Consider the following 24,053-nt stretch of genomic DNA (forward strand, 5'->3'; position numbering starts at 1 on the left):
TTAATGTTAACTAGCTCCTGATATGTTATTAGAGTATTAATTGTTTGTAAATTTTAAGCCAAAAACAAAGGTTCTCGGTGTAGCTGGACCGTAAATAAAATTACTATCACGCTCTTTACCTATATCAAACTTTGATTGATATGTATCAAAAATATTTTTAACTCCAGCAGTAAGTTCTAGGTTAGTGTTTAGTTTTTCCATCTCAAAAGTATAACTGCTGTTAATGCCTAAGTTAAAAAAAGAAGGAGAGGTAAAGTACTCATCTGCTGTTAGGTTTTGGGGAGAAGCTAAATGTAGTACTTCCATACTTCCTGTATATACTAAATTTAAAGCTGTTTTAAATTTTTGGTTTGGAGTATAAGTTGCAGTAGCATATCCATAGGTGTTAGGTGTGCGTAAAAAATCTTTTTTTAAAGGCAGTTCATCTGAATTGTTAATAGCTGAATTATACTTACTAGACTGATAAGTGAAACCTGCATCTAATTGTAAAATGCCATCATAATTTAATCGTGTTTCTAAAGTAATACCTTGCACTATTGCGCCATCACCATTTCTTTTTTCAAAAACTTCACCAAAGGCATCTTCACCAATAGATTCTAAATAAAAAGCATCTCTTAAATTGGTGTAAAAACTCTCAAAAGTGAATCCATAAATATAATGCTCGTTAGGTTTATCATAATTTAAAGACAAAGTATAACTATTCGAGCGTTCTCTTTTTAAGTTGTCTGCTAACACCACTCTAGAAACCCCACCACCTGCAAAGGCAATGTGTAAATCGGTATCGAAAGCTTGAGGAGCTCTAAATCCAGTACCCCATGTTCCTCTAATTTGTGTGTTTTCAAAAGGTTTAAATAATAAAGATACTCTTGGGCTAGCTACATTGTTTATAATCATTTTTTGAGTGCGATCTTGTTTTAAAGTATTCAGTTTATGATTGTCATAACGAATACCAGTTAATAAATTTAACTGTTTGTTTATTTCCCAATCGCTTTGAAAAAAGAACCCAAAGTTTTGAGTTAATTGATCTACCTTATAATCATATGCCTCAATGACATCAAAGACGTCGTCTTGTACAAATTCACCTCCTAAAGTAAGTACGTTATTCCCTCCTAAAAACTTGTCTAATTGATGGTTGAATTGTACACCTCCTTGAAAAGTAGTTGTTGTTGAGTTTCCGTAAGGAGGTTTAGCCAAATGTTCTGTGTCTTCAGGGGTGTTTATATCAGGGCGAATTCCTGTATAATGTTCTCTATCGGTATATTGTGTGGCGAAATAAGAAATAATAGAGCTTTTGTCATTATTGAAATTGATTTGATAATCAACATTTCCTACATAAACATCATGCACACGTTCTTCTGATTGCATTGCAAAATGAGGAGCTTTATCAACCATTTCTCCACCATAGCGATATTCGTTCATTTTGCTAAAATTGACTTCTATTTTTTGATTGTCTGTCGGAAGGAAAAACATATTAGTTCCAAACGAATTATTTTTCAATTCAGGTAATTCAGAAAATCTATCGCCATTAGCATCATATAACTCTCTTTTTCTGTTATTAATAAAGAATGAAGCACCAGCATTTCTGTCATCATTTATTACGGTAGCATTTCCAGCAATAATATGGTCTGAAGCTCCTTTAATATTTTGATAAGTGTAGCCTATACTATAATTGTTTTTCTTTGGAATTTTAGTAATTACATTTACAGTACCACCAATAGCACTAGAACCATATAAGGCAGAGCCACCACCCCGAACTACCTCAATACGTTCAATCATGTTGGTTGGCACTTGCTCTAACCCATACAATCCAGTTAAAGGGCTAAAAATAGGACGACCATTAATTAAAATTTGAGAATACCCACCGGCCAAACCATTCATTCTAAGCTGTGTGTAGTTACAAGTTTGACAATCAGTTTCTACACGTAAGCCGGTTTGAAACTTTAATCCTTCCGATAAATTACATGCCTGTACATTTGCTAAGGTTTGACTATTAATAACATTTACAATAACAGGGCTATTGGTTCTGCGTTTATCAGTACGCGTGCCTGTAACAGTAACTTGATCTAAAATTTCTGCAGTTTCAGTTAATGTGAAGTTAACGATTTTTTCTTTTGAATTGTGTATGGTAACGGTTTTTCGTTCTGACAAAAAGCCAATAGTTGAAGCAACTAAAACGAATTTATTTTTTGTTGTTTTTAGCGAGTAATTACCTGATTCATCTGTTATAGTTCCATTTTCTGTTCCTTTTATAAATATGTTAGTAAAAGGTATGGTTTCACCTGATAAAGAAGTAACTCTTCCTTTAATTGTTTGTCCGTTTACAATATTTGATACTAATATGATTGCGAGAGCAATAAGGTTTTTCATGTTGAAAATAGTTTACTGAAGAACAGTTTTTAAAATTAAAAATTTACGCAAATATAAATTAATTTTTAGTCTAGACTAAAAATATGTTTAATTAAATCAAAAACTATATATTTGCATACCTGAAAAAAATCATGATGTTTAGTCAATCTGAAGAAAACTATATAAAAACAATGTATCATTTGGCTGATGATTACAAAAAAGGGATCAGTACAAATGCTATAGCAAAAAAGCTAGATACAAAAGCATCTTCAGTAACTGATATGATTAAAAAACTATCAGAAAAAAATGTGGTGAGCTATAAAAAGTACCAAGGTGTAACGTTAACTGATTTTGGAAAAAAAATAGCAGCGAATATTGTTCGTAAACATAGATTATGGGAAGTTTTCTTAGTTGATAAATTAAATTTTTCTTGGGATGAAGTGCATGAAGTAGCAGAGCAGCTAGAACATATTAAATCTCCAAAATTAATTAATGAACTAGACGCTTTTTTAGGTTATCCAAAAAGAGATCCACATGGAGACCCTATTCCAGATAAAGAAGGGAATTTACAAACAATAGAAAAAAGTTTGTTATCAACTTTAAAGAAGGATGAGTTAGGAGTTTGTGTAGGTGTTGATGATAGCTCTTCAGAGTTTTTACGTTTTTTAGATAAGCAAGAAATTGCATTAGGAAAACAAATAAAAGTGATAGAAAAAGAACCTTTCGATGGCTCTTTAGTTATAGAAATGGATGGTAAAACACTATCTGTGTCCAATAAAATAGCTAGTAATTTATTTATTCAAAAACCACGTTAAACAAATAACAATAAATAATATTTTTACAAATGGATTTATTTAATCAATTAGTGAATTTCGGTAAAGAACACCCAATTCAAGCGGCATTATATGCATCGCTTTTTACCTGGGGCTTAACAGCATTAGGAGCAAGTTTAGTGTTCTTTTTTAAAAAAATGAATCGAGCTATTTTAGATGGAATGCTTGGTTTTACAGGAGGAGTTATGGTTGCAGCAAGTTTTTGGAGCTTGTTAGCACCAGCAATTGATAACAGTCCAGGAGAAGGATTTGTAAAAGTACTTCCTTCAGCTGTAGGTTTTGCTTTAGGTGCCCTGGCACTTTTTGGGATGGATAAAATATTACCACACTTACATATTAACTTTAAAGAACATGAAGTTGAAGGTGTAAAAACAAGTTGGCATAAAACAACCTTGTTAGTTTTGGCAATTACTTTACATAATATTCCTGAAGGATTAGCGGTTGGGGTGCTATTCGGAGCAGCTTCTACTTTAGTAGGAGTAGAACAAACAGAAATGATAATTGCAGCTATTTCACTAGCTATTGGTATAGGAATTCAAAATTTTCCAGAGGGCTTTGCTGTTGCAATGCCTTTAAGAAGACAAGGAGTAAGTCGTTTTAAAAGTTTTTGGTACGGACAATTGTCAGCTATTGTTGAGCCTGTAGCAGCAGTTTTAGGTGCTGTAGCGGTGTCGTTTTTTACACCAATTTTACCATATGCATTAGCTTTTGCAGCAGGAGCAATGATTTTTGTAGTAGTTGAAGAAGTGATTCCTGAAACCCAGCGAGATAAGTATACAGATATCGCAACACTAGGGTTTATTGGAGGTTTCATCGTAATGATGTCGTTAGATGTTGGTTTAGGGTAGAATAAAAATCATTATCTAAAAATGTAAAAAATATCATTCCCGCGAAAGCGGGATTCTTTTTTTGGTTAAATTGCTTGCTAAATTATTTTTTCATTTTGTTACAAAATCCATCAACCTTTCAAGTATACAATGCTTCTGCTGGAAGTGGTAAAACATTTACTCTAGTAAAGGAGTACTTAAAAGTTTTACTGCAATCTGAAGATATTTTTCGCTTTCAAAAAATATTGGCAATTACATTTACTAATAAGGCGGCCGGAGAAATGAAAGAGCGTGTATTAGATAATTTACAAGCTTTTGCAGAAGGAGAAACAAATGACTTATTAGAGATTGTTTTAGAAGAAACATTGCTTGATAGAACTGTTGTAAAAGAACGAAGTAAAAAAATACTGGATGAAATTCTTCGAAATTACTCGGCATTTTCAATTACTACTATTGACAGTTTTACACATAAAATTATTAAAAGTTTTGCCTATGACTTGGGGTTACCACTTAATTTTGAAGTGGAAATGGATGCGGTTTCTTTGTTAAATGAGGCTGTAGATGTATTGATTTCTAAAATAGGAAGTGATGAAACACTAACTAAATTACTGATTGACTTTTCTTTAGATAAAACCGATGATGATAAGTCATGGGATATTTCTCGTGAACTTAATGAATTTGCTAAAATCTTATTAAACGAAGATGATACAAAACACTTTAAGAAATTAGCAGATAAGAAATTAAACGATTTCACGTCACTTAAAAATAAATTACAAAAACATCAAAAACAAATTGTTAATCGCTTTAAGGAAGTAGGAGAAGAAGGTCTACAGGCAATAGAAACAGTACAGTTAGATCATAAAGATTTTTACCGATCGATGTTACCAAATCATTTTGTAGCGCTGGCTCAAAACCCAGAAAAAGCAAAGTTTTTCGATCAAAGTAAGTTAAGAGATCGAATTGAAGAAAGTAATTTTTATTCTAAGTCAAAATCAGAAGATGTAAAAACAGCGATTGAAGGAATTTTACCTGAATTGTTGAAGTTGTATATGGAGTCGGAACAGTTATATCAACAATTTTCAATGAATAAACTAGCATTGAAAAGTATTATTCCGTTAGCAGTTTTAAACAATATTAATCAAGAATTATCACATTTAAAAGAAGAGAATAATTTACGATTAAATGTGGAGTTTAATCAGTTAATTTCTGAAAATATTAAAAACCAACCTGCACCATTTATTTATGAACGAATTGGGCAACGATTTATGCATTATTTTATTGATGAAATGCAAGATACTTCCACACTACAGTGGCAAAATCTAATTCCATTAATTGATAATGCATTAGCACAAGAAAACAGTAACTTATTACTGGTAGGTGATGGGAAACAAGCAATTTATCGTTGGCGCGGCGGTAAGTCAGAGCAATTTATAGGGTTAGGATCAGCAAAAGATAATCCGTTTCAAATTCCGAAGGAAACAAAAACCTTAGAAACCAATTTTAGAAGTTTTGATGAGGTAATCAATTTTAATAATCATTTTTTTCAACATACAGCAAATTTTTTACAAAATGAATCATATAAAAATTTGTTTATTGAAGGGAATAAACAATTAATAACAGCTAAAAAAGGAGGTTTTGTATCGCTCTCTTTTTTAGAAAAAGAAGATGATAAAGAGGAAGAAAAAATTAAATATCCGAAGAAAATTTTTGAACTTGTTAAAAATTTAGAAACTGATTTTTTTTTAGATGAGATTTGTATTTTAGTTCGTAAAAAGAAAGACGGAATTGCCGTTGCTAATTATTTATCAGAAAATGGAGTTGATATTATTTCTTCAGAGACATTATTGTTAGAAAACAGCTCAAAAGTCAATTTTATAACAAATATTTTACAGGTAATACAACATCCAAAAGATAAAGAAACTTGTTTAGAAGTACTTTATTTTTTACATGAGCATTTAAAAGTTCTAGGAGATAAACACTCGTTTATTGCTAAGTTGATTCATCAACCTAATGAAAAGCTTTTTCAGGAATTAAAACGTGATGGAACGTCTTTTGAATTACCAATGTTTCATCAATTACCTTTTTACGAAAAGATAGAAGAAATTATCCGAGGATTTCAATTAATAACCTCCTCAGATGCTTATGTGCAATTCTTTTTAGATGTGGTGTTAGAGCAGCAAAGAAAAGGAACAAGTATTCAAGAGTTTCTAGATTTTTGGTCAGAAAAAAAAAGCAAACTAAGTATTGTTGCTCCTGAAAGTGGGAATGCAGTTCAGGTAATGACAATTCACAAGTCAAAAGGGCTGGAGTTCCCTGTGGTTATTTTTCCGTACGATTTAGATGTGTATCGACAAGTAAATCCGAAGGTTTGGTTAAATAAATTGCCAGAAAACTATGAAGGATTCGAAGAATTACTGGTTCCATTCAACAAAGATTTGAATTATGTGAACGATCGAGGTTCTGAGATTTATAAGCAACAAAGAGAAGAGTTAGAGTTAGATAATTTCAATTTATTATATGTAGCACTTACCAGAGCTGTTGAGCAACTACATGTTGTCACCGAAAAGAAAATTTCAACTAAAGGAGAAGAGAATACTAATTTTTATTCAGGAGTATTTATAAATTATCTAAAAAAGCTAAATGAATGGAATGAAGAGGTTTTAGAATATTCATTTGGAAATAAAGAAAGAGTGAGTGCCCGAAAAGAGAAAATATCAGGAGTTAAAATACAAGAAGGTTTTATATCTACACCTTGGAAAGAACATAATATACATATGTTAGCAAGTGCTTCCAAACTTTGGGATACAGAGCAAGGAGAAGCTATTGAATTTGGTAACTTAATTCATGAAATGATGTCGGAAATTATTATCAATGATGATGTAAAAAAAGTAGTTTATCGTTATGAACAACAAGGAGTATTACCACAAAAAAAATCATCCGAAGTAATAAAAAACATACAACGAATTGTGAATCATCCAGAGCTAAAAGAATACTTCTCTGAAGAAGTAATAGTGTTTAACGAACGACAAATAGTAGATGTTGATAATCAAATTATAATTCCTGATAGGTTGATTTTTAATGCAGAGAATAAAGCAACAATAATAGATTATAAAACCGGGAAACCATCTAAAACATATCATCAACAGTTATTAAAGTATGAGCGAGTATTAAAATCAATGAACATTAAAGTATTAAAAAAAATACTGGTATATATTGATAAAGAAATTTTGGTTGAAGAAGTTTAACAACTAACTTTGGACTTTTATAGCAAACAACTTTCAAACATAAATTATGTACGGAAAAATCAAGGAACAATTACAACAAGAAATTCAGGATATTAAAGATGCTGGATTATATAAATCAGAACGTATTATAACTTCATCTCAAGATGCAGTTATTAAAATATCTACAGGAGAAGAGGTGATTAACTTTTGTGCGAACAATTACTTAGGATTGTCAAATCATCCAGATGTAATTCAAGCAGCAAAAGACACGATGGATACGTACGGGTTTGGAATGTCATCAGTACGTTTTATCTGTGGTACACAAGATATTCACAAACAATTAGAAAAAAAAATAGCAGAGTTTTATACTACTGAAGACACCATATTATATGCAGCAGCTTTTGATGCTAATGGCGGGGTTTTTGAACCACTACTTACCAAAGAAGATGCGATAATTTCTGATAGTTTAAATCATGCTTCTATTATTGATGGGGTTCGTTTATGTAAAGCAGCTCGTTATCGTTATAACAATAATGATATGGCATCTTTAGAGGAGCAATTAATTGAGGCAAATAAACAAGGTCATCGATTTAAAATTATCGTGACAGATGGAGTGTTTTCTATGGATGGAATCGTGGCAAAGTTAGATGAGATTTGTGACTTGGCTGATAAGTACGATGCTATGGTGATGGTTGATGAATGTCATGCAGCTGGATTTATTGGAAAAACAGGTAGAGGAACCGTAGAGTTGAAAAATGTAATGAATCGTGTTGATATTGTTACCGGAACTTTAGGTAAAGCTCTTGGAGGAGCAATGGGGGGATATACTACAGGAAAGAAGGAAATTGTAGAACTCTTACGCCAGCGCTCACGTCCCTATTTATTTTCAAACTCACTAGCACCTGCTATAGTTGGAGCTTCATTAAAAGTATTTGATTTATTATCAAATGATACTACACTACGTGATAAGTTAGAATGGAATACAAACTATTTTCGTACAGAAATGGAAAAAGCAGGTTTCGATTTAGTAGGAGCAGATGCAGCAATAGTACCTGTTATGTTGTACGATGCGAAGCTATCTCAAGTGATGGCCGATAAATTGCTTGAAGAAGGAATTTATGTGATTGGCTTTTTCTACCCAGTAGTGCCAAAAGAGCAAGCAAGAATTCGTGTACAATTATCAGCAGCTCATGAAAAAGAACATTTAGATAGAGCAATAAAGGCATTTATTAAGGTTGGGAAAGAGCTAAAAGTGATATAAATATCTTACTCAAAAACTTGCATTTATTATAAGTTTTTGTAGATTTGTTTTTGTAAATAAGTTTTAACAACTTACATTTGCGTAATATATAAACGAACTTTTAATTTAAATTTTTAATAATGAAACAATTAAAATTAGCTGTGATGGCTTTATTCGCGTTTGCCGCAGTAAACGTTAGCGCACAGGATTCAGACAACCCTTGGGCGGTTGGTTTCGGGGTTAACGTAGTAGACGTTAGGATCCCTACTAAATTTGGAGATTATGCTAAAGATTATATCGGTACTAGTGACTGGAATATCTTACCATCAATTTCAAGAATAACTGTTGACAGATACTTGAATGATGGGTTTACATTACAATTAGCAGGATCATTAAACAAGATTGAAACTTTCCGAAATGAAAATGATACGGATGAACTTTATTGGGCTATCGATGCTAACGTAAAGTACGACGTTAATAACATTATAGGTAACACTGGTTGGTGGGATCCTTACGTATTCGTTGGTGGAGGTTACACTTCTATGGGAGATGCACCTCAAGTTATAGGTAAAGAAGGTGGTGGAGAAGGAACTTTAAATGCTGGTGCTGGATTCAATATTTGGTTCAACGATAACTTAGGAATGAACTTCCAAACAACAGGAAAGAAAGAATTTGCTGATAAAATTCAAGATCACTTCCAACACTCTATTGGTTTAGTATTCAAATTCGGAGGAAAAGATACTGACGGAGACGGAATATATGATAAAGATGATGCTTGTCCAGAAGTTGCTGGTTTAAAAGAATTCAACGGATGTCCTGATACTGACGGAGATGGAATCAAAGATTCTGACGATGCTTGTCCAGAAGTTGCTGGTTTAGCTGCTTTAAATGGTTGTCCTGATGCTGATGGAGATGGTATCGCTGATAAAGATGATGCTTGTCCAACTGAAAAAGGAACTAAAGCTAACAACGGATGTCCTGATACTGACGGAGATGGTGTAGTAGATAGTAAAGATAAATGTCCTAATACAGCTGGTCCAGCTGCTAACAATGGATGTCCTTGGCCAGATACTGACGGTGATGGAGTATTAGACAAAGATGATAAATGTCCAAATAAAGCAGGTGTAGCATCTAACAACGGATGTCCTGAAGTAGTAATTAAAGAAGAGGCTGTTAAGCAATTGAACGAATTTGCAAGAGCTATCTACTTTAATTCAGGAAAATCTTCTTTTAGAGCTGGTACTGCTGGTAAATTAGATTTAATTGCTGGTATCATGAAAGAATATCCTAAAGCTAACTTTAGCATTCAAGGACATACTGATAGTGCAGGTTCTGATAAATTAAACTTAAGATTATCTGAAAAGAGAGCTGCTGCTGTAGTTACTTATTTAGTAAACCAAGCAGGAATCAACTCTTCAAGATTAACATCTAAAGGATTTGGTGAAGATTACCCAATCGCTGATAACAAAACAAGAGAAGGTAGAGCTCAAAACAGACGTGTTGAAGTTAAATTAGTAAAATAATTTAACCCTCACATCTTACTACAAAATAAGCTCCACGCAAGTGGGGCTTTTTTTTATTGTTTTTTACAGAAAAATACCCCGAAAGGTTTTTTAAATTCCACTAAAAAAATTACCTTTGCACCTTGAAAAAATGAGCTAAAACTCATATAGTAAATAAAATAACTTTAATTACATATAGTAATGTCTACAATAACAGGTAAAGTTTCTCAAATTATTGGTCCAGTAATCGATGTTGAGTTTAATACAGAAAATGCTGAATTACCAAAGATTTATGACTCTTTAGAAATTAAAAAAACTGATGGTTCGATTTTAGTTTTAGAAGTTCAACAACACATTGGTCAAGATACAGTTCGTACAATATCTATGGATGCAACTGATGGATTAAGTAGAGGTACAGAAGTAATCGCTACAGGAAATCCAATTCAAATGCCAATAGGGAACGATATTTATGGTCGTTTATTTAACGTAACAGGTGATGCGATTGATGGTTTAGGAAATTTACCAAAAGAAGGTGATGCAGGTTTATCAATTCACCGTCAAGCACCAAAGTTTGAAGAATTATCAACTTCAACTGAAGTATTATTTACAGGAATTAAAGTAATTGATTTAATTGAGCCTTATGCAAAAGGAGGTAAGATTGGATTGTTTGGTGGAGCAGGAGTAGGTAAAACTGTATTAATTCAGGAGTTAATCAACAACATTGCAAAAGGACACGGAGGTTTATCTGTATTTGCAGGAGTTGGAGAAAGAACTCGTGAAGGAAACGACTTATTACGTGAAATGTTAGAATCTGGAATTATCAAGTATGGTGATGATTTCATGCATTCTATGGAAGAAGGAGGATGGGATTTGTCAAAAGTAGATAAGCCTGGAATGAGAGATTCTAAAGCAACTTTCGTATTCGGTCAGATGAATGAGCCACCAGGAGCACGTGCTCGTGTAGCTTTATCTGGATTAACAATTGCTGAGTATTTCCGTGATGGAGCAGGTGAGGCTCAAGGAAAAGATGTATTATTCTTCGTTGATAATATCTTCCGTTTTACCCAAGCAGGTTCTGAGGTATCAGCCTTACTAGGTCGTATGCCATCAGCTGTAGGTTACCAACCAACATTAGCAACTGAAATGGGAGCAATGCAGGAGCGTATTACTTCTACTAAGAAAGGATCTATTACATCTGTACAAGCAGTTTATGTACCTGCAGATGATTTAACTGACCCTGCACCAGCAACAACGTTTGCTCACTTAGATGCAACTACGGTATTGTCTCGTAAAATTGCGGAATTAGGTATTTATCCAGCTGTAGATCCATTAGATTCTACATCAAGAATTTTAACTGCAGATATTTTAGGAGACGAGCACTATAATTGTGCACAAAGAGTAAAAGAAATTTTACAACGTTATAAAGAATTACAAGATATTATCGCTATTTTAGGTATGGAAGAATTATCTGAGGAAGATAAGTTAGTAGTTCATAGAGCAAGACGTGTACAACGTTTCTTATCTCAACCATTCCATGTTGCAGAACAGTTTACAGGAATACCTGGAGTATTAGTAGATATTAAAGATACTATTAAAGGATTCAACATGATTATGGATGGAGAATTAGATAAGTATCCTGAAGCAGCATTCAACTTAAAAGGATCAATCCAAGAAGCGGTTGATGCTGGAGAGAAAATGTTAGCAGAAGCGTAATTAATTGCCTTAAGCTTATAGCTTAAAGCCTAAAGCATTAAATTTATGTATTTAGAAATTGTAACACCAGAAGCTATCTTATTTTCATCAGAAGTTGATTCTGTTGTAGTACCAGGTGTAAATGGAGAATTCCAAATTTTAAATAATCACGCACCAGTAGTTTCTATTTTAAATGAAGGAAGAGTTAAAGTACACGTACACACTCAAGATTATTTAGTTTTTGACGATTTACATGGAAGCATTGAAAAATTACCAGAAGACGATAAAGTTTTAACTTTAAATATCAAATCTGGAACAGTAGAAATGAAAGATAATAAAGCGATTATTCTTGCAGATTAATACGTTTTAATTATAAAAATTAAAAGTCAAACAATATTGTTTGGCTTTTTTTTATTGAATAGAGAATACCAGATTGAATTTAATTATCTTTGTAGTAATGAATGGAATATTTTTATTTATCGGAGGACCAGAGATTTTTGTAATCTTATTAATCGTTGTTATGCTATTTGGAGCTGATAAAATTCCTGAAATAGCAAGAGGACTTGGAAAAGGTATACGTCAAATCAAAGATGCTACTAATGATATTAAAAAAGAAATCAATGATAGTGCTAAAAACCAAGGTATAGACACTGATTTTGTTAAAGATATAAATAGTGAAATTAATAATGTTAAAGATAACATAGATGATTTCACAGGTCCAATAAAAAGAAATAAGTAAAATTAAATTATTTCACCCTACTAATAGTTAACCCGTCTCGTATAGGTAGTAAAACAGTTTCTAAGCGACTATCTTCATTTAAAAGTCTATTATACTCTAAAAGAGTTTTAGTGTCAATATCTTTAGAATTTAATTCTTCTATAACCTTACCACTCCAAAGTACATTGTCTGATAAAATTACACCACCTTTATTCATTTTTTCAATGATTAAATGAAAGTAGTTCACATAATTAGATTTATCTGCATCTATAAAAACTAAATCAAATGTAGTGCCTATAGTAGGAATAATATCTAAAGCATCACCAGTGTATTGAATTATCTGATTCTTGTATTCAGATTTTTGAAAATACTTGCATTGAAGTTCTTCTAACTCTTCATTTTTATCAATAGTGTAAAGCCTTCCATTTTTGGTTAATCCTTCAGCTAAACACAAGGCAGAGTATCCTGTGTAGGTACCTATTTCTAAAATTGATTTAGGTTGGATTAATTTTGAAATTATAGATAAAACTCTTCCTTGAAAAGCACCGCTTAGCATCCTAGGGTTTAATACTTTTTGCCAAGTTTCTTTACTTAATTCTTGTAGTATTTTGGGTTCAGATTGAGAATGACTAACAACGTAATTATCTAATTTTTCGGGTAAAAAATGCATGTAATTCTTATTTAATTGGCTAAATTAAAAAAACGGAATTTATCACTATAATAAATTCCGTTTCAATCTAACAAAAAATCAAAAAATGGTTTCTTAAAAACCAAAATTATTTAATTAAATTTACTTAATTGTTCTTTTAAGTATTCTTTATCTTTACTTGACAAGCAAGCTTTACCTTTATTGCAATTATTAGCTTTTATATTTAAAAGTTTTGACATCTTTCTATTTTGCTTAGAATACAAACCACATACTTTACATATTAATAAATGCCAATTAAGTCGTAGTTTTTCATATACCGAAGCTTCACCATATTGGCTTTTGTCGCAAATAGTAGTAGCTTCATCACACGTAATTTTAAAAAATTTAAACATTGTTTTTTACTTATTAAACCAATTTTTTTCCATACAACTTCTCAATTGTGTTCTCGCCCTATGGATAATAACCCATAAATTTGACGGAGAAATATTTAGTTCCTTACAAATATCTTCAGTTTCAAACTGTTGTATAGTTTTCATCCTAAATACCATAGCATATTTTTCAGGAAGATTATCAATGCAGGCGTCTAATTGATTTTTCAATTCATCATTTTCAATATCTTTGTCAGTGTCATTATCCCAAGTTTGAGGCACACGCTCCTCTATCCAATCCCCTTCATTATCACCACTGTCATAAAAACTCATTCTAACTTCAGCCTGCCCTTTTATAGAGTTTATCTTTCTATAATAATCTATAATTTTTCGTTTTAAAATAGAAACTAACCATGTGCGTTCTGTAGACTTCCCTTCAAAATTCTTTGCTGATTTTAATCCTGCAAAAAAAGTTTCTTGTACCAAATCTTTAGCCACATTTGAGTTGTTTACACGCACGATAGCATAATTAAACAAGTAGTCAGCATAATTGTCTACCCATTTATTTGGTGATAAAATATTTGAAGGATTTGTTAGATTCATTAAGTCAAAGATAAGTTATTTTTTATTTACGACAGAATGTTGTTTAGTAGAGTTTTAAGCTTTAAAATTTTTTTATTGTAAAGCAATAATTCACCCTTTTTGGGTGAAACACTACTTTGTTTTAAAATCTAGTTTTGCGCATGTAAATTTAAATTAATAAGGAATAAAATAAAAAAGATGAGAGTAAGAAACTATTTAAAGCTATCTTCATTAGCATTATTAATTTTAACAGCGTGTGATAAAAAAGAAGAAGAGCTAAATACTGCACCAGTTATAGAAAACCAAGTTTTTGAAGTTTTAGAGAATATTACAAGCAATCAAAAGTTTGCTGATATTGTAGCTACTGATATTGATAAAGATGAATTATTATTTAGTATTGTAGAGAACGATGCAGGTTTATTTCAAATTTCAGGAAGTGGAGAGTTGAGTGTGTCAGCAGATAAAGGTTTAGATTATGAAACAAAAACAGAACACAAAATAACTGTGGAAGTTTCTGATGGAGATAAAAAATCATCAGCAGGAATCACTATTAAAGTTACTGATGTAGATGAAAACGAAGCACCAATTATAGAAAACCAAACATTTACGGTTGCAGAAGATATTTTAGATACTGATATTATTGGTACAGTATCAGCTACAGACCCTAACGGAGACGATTTAAGTTATACTGTTTCTGATGCTAATTTTGAAATTACAGGTTCTGGAGAATTAAGTTTAATTGAAGGAAAACAATTTGACTATGAAACAAAAACTGAACATAAATTAACAGTGGAAGTTTCAGATGGAGCTAAATCAGCTTCTGCAGAAATCACGATTAATATTACTGATGTAGATGAAAACGAGGCGCCAGTTATAGAAAATCAAACATTTACGGTTGCTGAAGATATTTTATCTGCTGACATTATAGGAAAAGTTGTAGCTACTGATGATATTACAGGAACTAGATTAAAATTTGTTATGAAAGCAGATGCCGATAACTTATTTAGAATCTTTGATAATGGTACCTTGTATTTAATTGATGGTAAGAAATTAGATTATGAAACGAAAACAAGTCATACAATAACCGTTGAAGTTTCTGATGGAGAAAAAACAGCAACTGCTGATATAACTATTAAAGTTACTGATGTTGTTGAAGGTGCAGTAGTTAATATACCAGATACAAATTTTAAAGAATTTTTAGTTGGAAACAATTCAATAAATACTAACAGAGATACAGAAATTCAAGTTAGTGAAGCGGAGTCATATACAGAAGTTTTGAATTTAGGGGGTAAAAATATTAGAGATCTTACAGGTATAGAGTACTTCACTAACATAACCCAATTATGGATTTTTGATAATAAGTTAACAACTATAGACTTATCAAAAAATGTAAAATTAAAAAAACTATATACATATAATAATACGCTAACAAGCTTAAATTTATCAAAAAATATTCTTTTAGAAGAACTTTATTGCCATCGTAGTGGCTTAGAAAATTTAAATATTACAACCAATACTAAGTTACGAAAACTAATATGTTATGGTAATTTTATTACAAATATTAACCTAGCTAATAATTTAGAATTAGAGTATATAGATTTGTCTGATAATAAGTTAACAAGTATAGATGTTGCTCAAAATATAAAGTTAAAAAGTTTAGTATCAAGAAAAAACAGCATTACTGAACTTGATATAACTAAAAATTCACTATTAGAGTTACTGTATATTAGATCTAACAATATAACATCATTAAACCTTAATAATAATGCAGAGTTAACTAGTTTAGAGCTTTTAGATAATAAACTAACATCATTAGATGTTTCAAAAAATTTAAAAATGAGTTACTTGTCTTGTGGTGGTAATTTTATAACAAACTTGGATCTTAGTAATAATAAACTATTAAAAAATTTACAAGCGGCTAATAATCAACTTACATCTATTACTTTACCAGAAAGTTCTAGTTTAGAAGATATCTATTTATCTCAAAATAAATTAACAACCATAGATGTTTCAAAGATTGATAAATTAAGAACATTTAAACTGGATGAAAATGAATTAACCTCTGTAAACTTATCTAATAATGCTTCATTATCTCATGTCATTCTTTACAATAACAAAAATTTAACAAAAATAAATGTTGCTAATGGAAATAATGCAGCTATAAATAGCTTTGTAGTAACTAATAACCCCAATTTAACTTGTATTCAAATAGATTCAGGTTTTACACCAGATACAACAAAATGGGCTATAGATAATGGAGTTGCTAAGTATAGTTATACGGCTTGTCCATAAAGTTTATTAATTTGCTATAACATAAAAAGAGAGGTGGTTTTATCACCTTTCTTTTTATTTTTAATCTATTTACGTAGAAAAGGTATTTTATAAATTCTACTCAATCCATTAGGGTTTGAATTCAAGTAATTGTTAAACTCTTTTAAGGTCATTTTTTTGGGAAGTACTTTAGCAACGGAAGAAGGGTTAGAGGTAAAATACAAAGTATTGGTTTGTAAATCAACAAACGGACAGTAGTCTAATTTATTAGAATTAGCAGATGACAAATGACTAGCAGGTAACCATTCGTTATTACCTCCTTTTTTACTTATGTATAAATCACCTCTTCCTAAATCATCTTTTCTACCGTAAGAAGTAAAAATGATAAAACTTTCATCAGGTGCAACGAAGGCATTAAACTCATATTTCTCAGAATTTACTCCAGAATCAAGAGGAATTGGTTTAGTATAAACACTATTGATAAGTCTACTCACATAAATGTCTTCTTTACCTTTAGAATTTTCGTATTCAGCAGTGAAAAACAAATCACCTTTTTCAGTTACTGAAGGATAAAATTCATTCGCAGAAGTATTAATTGTAGAACCTATATTTATAGGGTTAGACCAATTGTCAGACAGAGACTTTCGTGTTACATACCAAATATCCATGTCTTTCTTTACCTCCCCAGAGTCATTGTTTTTTCTATTAGAAGCAAAGAAAAGCTTCAATCCATCAGGAGATAAAAAAGGTTCTAAGTCTTTATATTGACCTGAAAAGCTAACAACTTCAGGTTTTTGCCATTTGTTGTTTACTTTTTTAGAGTAGGCAATAAAAGAGTACTCCTTTAAATAACTTTCAACAGTAAAATAAAACTCATTTTCATTTTTACTCATTGAAAAATCTCTAACATTAGGTAATCCATTAAACAATTCAGGTAGAAATAATTTAGGACTTTGTGAAAAACTAAAGCAAGAAATAAATAAAAACAGAAACCCAATTTTTTTCATAAGAACTATTGTTTAAGAGTTTCACAATTAGCTCTACGTCTCATGTCAACTAAGTAAATTATTTCCCATTTTCCATTATTATTAAAAAGTTGAAAAGAATTTGCTCCACAATGACTAAACTTTCCGTTTAAATAAAACTCATAAGGAATCCAAACAGAAGCTAGATTCCCATCAATTTTGACGTCCCAAGACAATAGTTTTTCTAAATAAGTATGTTCAGCTTTTTTATTAGCAATACTAGTTAGTAGTTTTGTTTTACTTTCTGTAACCAATATTTTTTTACCACCTTTATCAGTATGAGTAGTTTGAATATGTATTGCAGAATTAAGAGTAGAACTTACTAAAGTACTATCTCCTTTGTGAAGTCCTTCAAAAAAAATCTCAATAGTGTTTTCAATAGCTTTCTTTTCTGAATTTTCTTGTGCATTAACTATTGTTGAAAGAATAAAAACAATTAGTATGGTGATTATTTTTTGCATATTAGTTTGATTTTTGGTAGGTAAAACTATTAAAAAAATAAACAGATAAAACTTAATTAACAGAAGATTAACGAGGCTAAAAAAAGTAAAAAACGAAACGCTTATAGATCTATAATAAATAAAACCATTTAATAATTATGTATTTTTACAATCCATAAAACAAAAGAAATGTCAGTAGCAAAAAAACAATATAAAAGAATTACCACTAAATCTCTTGTTGAAATGAAAGCAAATAGAGAGAAAATCTCAATGCTTACAGCTTATGACTATACCATGGCAAAAATCGTTGATGGTGCAGGTATAGATGTGATTTTAGTAGGTGATTCAGCATCAAATGTAATGGCAGGTCATGAAACTACATTACCTATTACATTAGACCAAATGATTTATCATGCAAGTTCAGTGGTAAGAGGAATTGATCGTTGCCTAGTGGTTGTTGATTTACCTTTTGGTAGCTATCAATCAGACCCCAAAGAAGCATTACGCTCAGCTATTCGAATAATGAAAGAAAGCGGAGCACACTCAATAAAACTAGAAGGAGGAAAAGAAGTAAAAGACTCAATTAAAAGAATTTTAAATGCTGGAATACCTGTAATGGGACATTTAGGGTTAACACCACAGTCTATTTATAAATTTGGAACATACACGGTAAGAGCAAAAGAAGAAGAAGAGGCTGAAAAATTAATCCAAGATGCTTTAATGCTAGAAAGAATAGGTTGTTTTGCTATTGTTTTAGAAAAAGTGCCTGCTAAATTAGCTCAAAAAGTAGCAGAAGCATTAACAATTCCAGTTATTGGTATTGGCGCAGGAGCAGGAGTAGATGGACAAGTATTAGTAACTCACGATATGTTAGGGATGACACACGAATTTAACCCTCGTTTTTTACGTAGATATTTAGATTTATATACTGAAATGACCAAAGCGTTTGAACAGTATATTACTGATGTAAAAAAACAAGATTTTCCAAACGAAGACGAACAATATTAATAAAAAAGTCTTCCTTAGGAAGACTTTTTTGTTTTAGAATATATTTTAAAAATGAAAATACTTCATTTAGATACCAATCACCCTCTTTTAATAAATAAACTAAAGAATTTAGGTTTTGATAATTATGAGGATTATAGCTCTTCAAAATCAGAAATTGAAACAAAAATCCACCAATATGACGGAATTATTATCCGTAGTAGATTTACTATTGATAAACAACTTTTAGATAAAGCAGCAAATCTTAAATTTATAGGACGTGTTGGAGCTGGTTTAGAAAATATTGACTGTGATTATGCTGAACAGAAAGGAATATACTTAATTTCAGCACCAGAAGGGAATAGAAATGCTGTAGGAGAACATACGTTAGGAATGTTACTTTCTTTATTTAATAAGCTTAATAAGTCGGATAAAGAAGTTAGAAAAGGAAAATGGCTTCGTGAAGAAAATAGAGGGATAGAACTAGATGGAAAAACTGTTGGAATCATCGGTTACGGAAATATGGGAAAAGCCTTCGCTAAAAAACTCAGAGGTTTCGATGTAGAAGTAATTTGCTATGATATTAAACCAAATGTTGGTGATGAAAATTGTACGCAAGTTTCCTTAAAAGAGCTACAAGAAAAAGCTGATGTGTTGAGTTTGCATACCCCCCAAACAGAACTTACGTTGAATATGATAAATAGTAAGTTCATTAGTAATTTTTCTAAGTCTTTTTGGTTATTTAATACCGCTAGAGGAAAATCGGTAGTGACAAAAGATTTAGTAGTAGCTTTACAGTCAGGAAAAATTTTAGGAGCAGGATTAGATGTGTTAGAGTACGAAAAAAAATCCTTCGAAAATTTATTTACAGATAAAGAAATGCCAAAAGCATTTAAATACTTAATTCGTGCTGAAAACGTGTTACTTTCTCCTCATGTTGCAGGTTGGACTATAGAAAGTAAAGAAAAACTAGCACAGACTATTGTAGATAAAATCAAAATAAAATTTTGCTAACTTGTAGCTTCAAATTCATGAAATATCAAATACGAAGCATCTACAATAGAAGAATACATTAGTCAATTACCACATGAAAGGCAAGAAGTAGTAAAAAAACTACAAACAGTTATTCGTAAAAGCTTGCCTAAAGGATTTGAAGAAGGAATCAATTATAATATGATTGGTTATTATGTTCCGCACTCAAAATATCCTGATGGTTATCATTGCAATCCTAAATTACCACTTCCTTTTATGAATTTGGCTTCGCAAAAAAACTCAATCAATCTATATCATAGCGGCATTTATGCTAAAAAAGAATTATATGATTGGTTTGTAGCAGAATATCCTAAATATTCGAAAAGAAAACTAGATATGGGAAAAAGCTGTATTCGTTTTAAAAAGTTAGATGATATTCCATATGAATTAATTACTGAATTATGTGCAAAAATGACTGTGAATGAATGGGTTTCTATTTACGAATCAGTCGTAAAAAAGAAATAAAATGAAGAAAAAAGGTAAAGTAATAGGAATAGGAGGAGTTTTTTTTAAAACAGAAGACCCGAAAGCAACGAAAGATTGGTATAAAAATAACTTAGGTTTTAATACAGACGATTGGGGTTGTACTTTTTGGTGGAAAGATAATGAAGGTAAAAATGCTTCAACACAATGGAGTCCGTTTGCAAAAGATACAAACTATTTTGAGCCGTCTAAAAAAGACTTTATGTTTAACTATCGAGTAGAAAATTTGGAAGAGTTGTTGAAAGAGTTGAAAGAAAATGGCGTTACGGTCATGGATAAAGTAGAAGAGTACGATTATGGAAAGTTTGGATGGATTGTAGATTTAGACGGAAATAAAATTGAGTTATGGGAACCAAAAGACGAAGCTTTTTCATAAATTTAGCACGGTTAAAAATAAAAAAATAAAAAAATGAATGTAATTGATGAAAATGGGAATACGGTTCCTAATCAAGAAAGTAAACGTGTATTAGCGGGTGTTTTAGCTATTTTAATAGGTTCAATAGGAGTACATAAGTTTATCTTAGGATACACTAAAGAAGGTATTATACAAATAATTGTTTCAATTATAACTTGTGGATTTGCTGGAATTATTCCTTTTATTGAAGGAATTATCTATTTAACAAAATCTGATGAAGAATTTATCCAAACATACCAAGTAAACCAAAGAGGTTGGTTTTAAACCCCTTTTTATAATATTTTTATTATGTCAGAAGAAAAAAATAAAAAAGATAGCTTAAACGAAGGTATAGATAAAGCTAAAGAAGTTATGGACAACGTAACAGAAAAAGCTAGTGAGTTAGCTGGAGATGCAGGTGAACATTTTGTTGACATAGTAGAGGATGTAAAAGAAAAAGTTGAAGAAATTATTTCTGACGAAAATATTCAAAAAGCTAAAGTCAAAGCAAATGAAATAGCAGAGGAAGCTAAAGAAGTGTTAGAAGACCTAACAGAAAAAGCATCGGAAGTTGTAGGAGAAGTTAGTGAACATACAGTTGATTTTGTTGAGGAAGCTAAAGAAGAATTTAAAGAGCCTTTGAAAAAAGCTAAAAACTTTTTTCAAAGGCTCTTTGGAAAATAAAGATAAAAAAGCACCAACAGGTGCTTTTTTTATGAGGTAATATTATTTGCTTTATTTGTTCTAAGAATCGCTTGTTCGTTTTTCCAATCAATCCACTTTTGTCCTTTAATACGGCGCATAACATTATCTATTGTACGCATAATAAAAACATTATAAACAGCCTTTCCTAAATTTTTAGGATTACGGGCAATGGCTCGTAAACTCATAGAAAAACCAGGAGTCACATAACGCATATAGTGCCAATACCCTTCAGGTATATACAACACATTACCATGTTCAAGTTCAGTAACATAACCTTTAGCATTTTTAAGTGCAGGCCACTTCTCAAAATCAGGATTGTTAAAATCAATATCCTCTCGAGTAATTAATGAGTGAGGAATTTTATACAAGAACTTATTCTGCTTTTGATCAAACAAAATACATTTCTTTTTACCTTCAAAATGAAAGTGAAAAATGTTAGCCAAATCAATATCATAATGCATAAACGTATATGAATCACGTCCTCCAAAAAATAACATTGGTAACCCTTTCATTAAGCGTAAACCAAAATCAGGAAAAGTAAAATCTTTTTGTAGCTGTGGAACTTCCTTTAAAATATTCCATAAAAAAATTCTAAATTTAGTAGGCTTATGCTTCAGTAACTCCACATACTCACTCATTTTCATAGTTGCATGAGGTTCATTAAAACCATCTTTATAATCTACAGGCCTATCATCGTATAGAGGAACCATTTTATCTCCAGCAACCTTCTTCATATACTCTAAAGACCATTTGTTATAAGCTGGCCAATCTTCAATAAAACGTTTAACAACCACAGGTTTTTGTGGTTTAAAATAATTTTTGATAAAGTCTTTTTTGGTTATGGTTTCTACTCTATCTATTTCTTGTAACTGTAATCCCATACATCCAATTTTTCAAGAAGCAAAGTTAAGAAAATGTTAGGACGTTTTTATTCTTAAATTTGTGCTATAAATGTTAAAAAATGATAGAGCTATCAGAGACCTTTTGGAATAATAAATATTTAACAAATAAAACAGGTTGGGATTTAGGAAAAATTTCGAACCCTTTAAAAGAATATTTTGACCAATTAGAAAATAAAAATCTAAGAATTTTAATTCCAGGTGGAGGAAATTCATACGAAGCGGAATATTTATTTAATAAAGGATTCAAGAATGTTTTTGTAGTTGATATTGTTGAAAAACCTTTAAAAAGAATTTTAAATAGAGTTCCTAACTTCCCGAAGGAAAATTTAATTCATACGGATTTTTTTAAATTAGAAAATGTTTTTGATTTAATTATAGAACAAACTTTTTTCTGTGCTATTAATCCTGAATTGCGACTAGAGTATGCACAAAAAACACATGAATTACTTGCTGAAAAAGGGAAAATAGTTGGATTGTTATTTGATGCTAAATTAAATGATAATCATCCTCCTTTTGGAGGTAGTAAACAGGAATATGAGCATTACTTCATGCCCTATTTTATAGGAAGTATGCAGCCTTGTTATAACTCATCAGAAAGTAGAAAAGGCATGGAGTTATTTATTAAAATGATAAAAAAATAGCTGTCAATTTAATTGACAGCTATTTTTTTAGACTAAGCTCTTACTTCTTTAGCTTCTTGTTTTTTTTGTTCGTTACGTTCAATTTTATGATCGGGTCTTGTCCATTTTGGTTTTTCACCTAATGATTGATATTTAGAGTTTCCTGCTTCTACTGATTCTCTTTGTTCGTGTTTAAAGAAAGGTTTTTGTGTGTTTAACCCTAAGTCTTCAAACATTTTCATGTCTTCGTTAATATCAGGGTTTGGAGTAGTTAATAACTTATCTCCTGCAAAAATTGAATTAGCCCCTGCAAAGAAACACATCGCTTGCCCCTCTCTACTCATTTGCGTTCTACCTGCTGATAAACGTACTTGTGAGTCTGGTAATACAATACGAGCAGTAGCTACCATACGAACCATTTCAAAAATGTTTACTGGAGGTTGCTCTTCTAACGGAGTTCCTTCAACAGCTACTAAAGCATTAATAGGAACAGATTCAGGATGTGGAGAAAAACGTGTTAAGGTTTCTAACATTCCAGCTCTGTCTTCTAATGATTCTCCCATACCAATAATACCCCCAGAACAAACAGTTACATTTGTTTTACGTACATTTTCAATAGTATCTACTCTATCTTTAAAGGAACGAGTAGAAATTACATCATCGTAATAATCTTCTGAAGTATCAATATTATGGTTGTAAGCATATAAACCAGCTTCAGCTAAACGCTTTGCTTGGTTTTCGGTAACCATACCTAAGGTACAGCACACTTCCATATCTAGTTTATTAATGGTACGTACCATTTCTAATACTTGGTCAAACTCTGGTCCGTCTTTTACATTTCTCCAAGCTGCCCCCATACAAACTCTTGATGAGCCACCTTCTTTTGCTCGTAACGCTTGTGCTTTTACTTGGTTTACCGTCATCAAATCATTTCCTTCAACATTGGTGTGATAACGTGCTGCCTGCGGACAATATCCACAGTCTTCAGAACATCCACCAGTTTTTATAGAAATTAATGTACTTACTTGTACTGTGTTTGGGTCGTGATATTTTCTATGCATAGTTGAAGCTTCATATAAAAGCTCCATTAAAGGCTTATTATATACTTCTAGAATTTCCTCTTTCGTCCAATCGTGTCTAATTTCGTTCATAAATTCGAGTTGTTTGTTGGGGTAAAAATAAAAAATTCCGCTACGAAAGCGGAATTTTATCAGTT

The 24,053-nt window shown here is 31.3% G+C and carries 24 protein-coding genes; 16 read left to right on the top strand and 8 right to left on the bottom strand.

The genetic code is table 11. From position 1 onward, the window contains the following. Positions 1 to 36 precede the first annotated feature (36 nt). The gene (locus ACKTSW_RS01875) at positions 37 to 2,367 is read right to left on the bottom strand and encodes a TonB-dependent receptor (RefSeq protein ID WP_408023577.1); all 2,331 of its coding nucleotides are present in this window, start codon (positions 2,365 to 2,367) and stop codon (positions 37 to 39) included. Positions 2,368 to 2,501: 134 nt separating this feature from the next. Here ACKTSW_RS01875 and ACKTSW_RS01880 point away from each other — a divergent pair, with 134 nt between their 5' ends. The 8 genes from ACKTSW_RS01880 to ACKTSW_RS01915 all read left to right on the top strand — a co-directional run bounded on the left by ACKTSW_RS01880 (position 2,502) and on the right by ACKTSW_RS01915 (position 12,403). Further along, positions 2,502 to 3,161 carry a metal-dependent transcriptional regulator gene (locus ACKTSW_RS01880; protein ID WP_408023616.1) on the top strand — a complete coding sequence of 220 codons (660 nt, stop codon included), beginning with the start codon at positions 2,502 to 2,504 and terminating at the stop codon, positions 3,159 to 3,161. 29 nt (positions 3,162 to 3,190) lie between these two features. Further along, positions 3,191 to 4,027 (top strand): ZIP family metal transporter, encoded by an 837-nt coding sequence (locus tag ACKTSW_RS01885; protein ID WP_408023578.1) that lies wholly within the window; start codon positions 3,191 to 3,193, stop codon positions 4,025 to 4,027. Between the two features lie 95 nt (positions 4,028 to 4,122). Next, positions 4,123 to 7,251 carry a UvrD-helicase domain-containing protein gene (locus ACKTSW_RS01890; RefSeq protein ID WP_408023579.1) on the top strand — a complete coding sequence of 1,043 codons (3,129 nt, stop codon included), beginning with the start codon at positions 4,123 to 4,125 and terminating at the stop codon, positions 7,249 to 7,251. 46 nt (positions 7,252 to 7,297) lie between these two features. Then, positions 7,298 to 8,491: a glycine C-acetyltransferase gene (kbl, locus tag ACKTSW_RS01895; RefSeq protein WP_408023580.1), complete on the top strand. Its 1,194-nt coding sequence runs from the start codon at positions 7,298 to 7,300 to the stop codon at positions 8,489 to 8,491. A 119-nt stretch (positions 8,492 to 8,610) separates the two neighbouring features. Further along, positions 8,611 to 9,993, top strand: coding sequence for an OmpA family protein (locus ACKTSW_RS01900; protein WP_408023581.1), 1,383 nt, complete (start codon positions 8,611 to 8,613; stop codon positions 9,991 to 9,993). Between the two features lie 180 nt (positions 9,994 to 10,173). After that, positions 10,174 to 11,685, top strand: coding sequence for a F0F1 ATP synthase subunit beta (atpD, locus tag ACKTSW_RS01905; RefSeq protein ID WP_408023582.1), 1,512 nt, complete (start codon positions 10,174 to 10,176; stop codon positions 11,683 to 11,685). 45 nt (positions 11,686 to 11,730) lie between these two features. Continuing rightward, positions 11,731 to 12,024 carry a FoF1 ATP synthase subunit delta/epsilon gene (locus ACKTSW_RS01910; RefSeq protein ID WP_408023583.1) on the top strand — a complete coding sequence of 98 codons (294 nt, stop codon included), beginning with the start codon at positions 11,731 to 11,733 and terminating at the stop codon, positions 12,022 to 12,024. Positions 12,025 to 12,121: 97 nt separating this feature from the next. After that, entirely contained in the window at positions 12,122 to 12,403 is a 282-nt protein-coding gene (locus ACKTSW_RS01915; protein ID WP_408023584.1) for a Sec-independent protein translocase subunit TatA/TatB, read from the top strand. 7 nt (positions 12,404 to 12,410) lie between these two features. On the opposite strand, the gene ACKTSW_RS01920 is transcribed toward ACKTSW_RS01915, so the two are convergent. From ACKTSW_RS01920 to ACKTSW_RS01930, 3 genes are all read right to left on the bottom strand, one after another. Then, positions 12,411 to 13,052 carry an O-methyltransferase gene (locus tag ACKTSW_RS01920; protein WP_408023585.1) on the bottom strand — a complete coding sequence of 214 codons (642 nt, stop codon included), beginning with the start codon at positions 13,050 to 13,052 and terminating at the stop codon, positions 12,411 to 12,413. 110 nt (positions 13,053 to 13,162) lie between these two features. Next, a complete protein-coding gene (locus ACKTSW_RS01925) occupies positions 13,163 to 13,423 on the bottom strand; it encodes a hypothetical protein (protein ID WP_408023586.1) in 261 nt (86 codons plus the stop codon). 6 nt (positions 13,424 to 13,429) lie between these two features. Beyond that, entirely contained in the window at positions 13,430 to 14,002 is a 573-nt protein-coding gene (locus tag ACKTSW_RS01930; protein ID WP_408023587.1) for a sigma-70 family RNA polymerase sigma factor, read from the bottom strand. A gap of 177 nt (positions 14,003 to 14,179) precedes the next feature. Here ACKTSW_RS01930 and ACKTSW_RS01935 point away from each other — a divergent pair, with 177 nt between their 5' ends. Continuing rightward, positions 14,180 to 16,273, top strand: coding sequence for a cadherin domain-containing protein (locus ACKTSW_RS01935; protein WP_408023588.1), 2,094 nt, complete (start codon positions 14,180 to 14,182; stop codon positions 16,271 to 16,273). A 65-nt stretch (positions 16,274 to 16,338) separates the two neighbouring features. Here ACKTSW_RS01935 and ACKTSW_RS01940 read toward each other — a convergent pair whose 3' ends face one another. Both ACKTSW_RS01940 and ACKTSW_RS01945 read right to left on the bottom strand, forming a co-directional pair. Then, on the bottom strand, positions 16,339 to 17,259 hold the full coding sequence (locus tag ACKTSW_RS01940; protein WP_408023589.1) for a TolB family protein: 921 nt from the start codon (positions 17,257 to 17,259) through the stop codon (positions 16,339 to 16,341). A 5-nt stretch (positions 17,260 to 17,264) separates the two neighbouring features. After that, the gene (locus tag ACKTSW_RS01945) at positions 17,265 to 17,738 is read right to left on the bottom strand and encodes a nuclear transport factor 2 family protein (RefSeq protein ID WP_408023590.1); all 474 of its coding nucleotides are present in this window, start codon (positions 17,736 to 17,738) and stop codon (positions 17,265 to 17,267) included. 168 nt (positions 17,739 to 17,906) lie between these two features. On the opposite strand from ACKTSW_RS01945, the gene panB reads away from it, so the two are divergent. From panB to ACKTSW_RS01975, 6 genes are read left to right on the top strand one after another with little or no spacing between them, the layout of a single operon-like run. After that, the gene (gene panB, locus ACKTSW_RS01950) at positions 17,907 to 18,725 is read left to right on the top strand and encodes a 3-methyl-2-oxobutanoate hydroxymethyltransferase (RefSeq protein ID WP_408023591.1); all 819 of its coding nucleotides are present in this window, start codon (positions 17,907 to 17,909) and stop codon (positions 18,723 to 18,725) included. A 51-nt stretch (positions 18,726 to 18,776) separates the two neighbouring features. Continuing rightward, on the top strand, positions 18,777 to 19,715 hold the full coding sequence (locus ACKTSW_RS01955; RefSeq protein WP_408023592.1) for a 2-hydroxyacid dehydrogenase: 939 nt from the start codon (positions 18,777 to 18,779) through the stop codon (positions 19,713 to 19,715). 57 nt (positions 19,716 to 19,772) lie between these two features. Beyond that, positions 19,773 to 20,198, top strand: coding sequence for a DUF1801 domain-containing protein (locus ACKTSW_RS01960; RefSeq protein ID WP_408023617.1), 426 nt, complete (start codon positions 19,773 to 19,775; stop codon positions 20,196 to 20,198). 1 nt (position 20,199) lies between these two features. Next, positions 20,200 to 20,592 (top strand): VOC family protein, encoded by a 393-nt coding sequence (locus tag ACKTSW_RS01965; protein ID WP_408023593.1) that lies wholly within the window; start codon positions 20,200 to 20,202, stop codon positions 20,590 to 20,592. A gap of 33 nt (positions 20,593 to 20,625) precedes the next feature. Then, complete coding sequence (locus ACKTSW_RS01970; protein ID WP_408023594.1) at positions 20,626 to 20,895, top strand: TM2 domain-containing protein; 270 nt, start codon at positions 20,626 to 20,628, stop codon at positions 20,893 to 20,895. A gap of 24 nt (positions 20,896 to 20,919) precedes the next feature. Next, complete coding sequence (locus tag ACKTSW_RS01975; protein WP_408023595.1) at positions 20,920 to 21,294, top strand: hypothetical protein; 375 nt, start codon at positions 20,920 to 20,922, stop codon at positions 21,292 to 21,294. Between the two features lie 29 nt (positions 21,295 to 21,323). Here ACKTSW_RS01975 and ACKTSW_RS01980 read toward each other — a convergent pair whose 3' ends face one another. Continuing rightward, positions 21,324 to 22,196, bottom strand: a complete 873-nt coding sequence (locus tag ACKTSW_RS01980; protein ID WP_408023596.1) for a cupin-like domain-containing protein — start codon at positions 22,194 to 22,196, stop codon at positions 21,324 to 21,326. 80 nt (positions 22,197 to 22,276) lie between these two features. Between ACKTSW_RS01980 and ACKTSW_RS01985 the strand changes: the two genes are divergently transcribed. Continuing rightward, positions 22,277 to 22,858 carry a class I SAM-dependent methyltransferase gene (locus ACKTSW_RS01985; RefSeq protein WP_408023597.1) on the top strand — a complete coding sequence of 194 codons (582 nt, stop codon included), beginning with the start codon at positions 22,277 to 22,279 and terminating at the stop codon, positions 22,856 to 22,858. A gap of 32 nt (positions 22,859 to 22,890) precedes the next feature. Here ACKTSW_RS01985 and bioB read toward each other — a convergent pair whose 3' ends face one another. Continuing rightward, positions 22,891 to 23,988 (bottom strand): biotin synthase BioB, encoded by a 1,098-nt coding sequence (bioB, locus tag ACKTSW_RS01990; RefSeq protein WP_408023598.1) that lies wholly within the window; start codon positions 23,986 to 23,988, stop codon positions 22,891 to 22,893. Positions 23,989 to 24,053: the final 65 nt, after the last annotated feature.

The sequence above is a fragment of the Tenacibaculum sediminilitoris genome, from assembly GCF_964513795.1.
GTDB classification, from domain to species: domain Bacteria; phylum Bacteroidota; class Bacteroidia; order Flavobacteriales; family Flavobacteriaceae; genus Polaribacter; species Polaribacter sediminilitoris.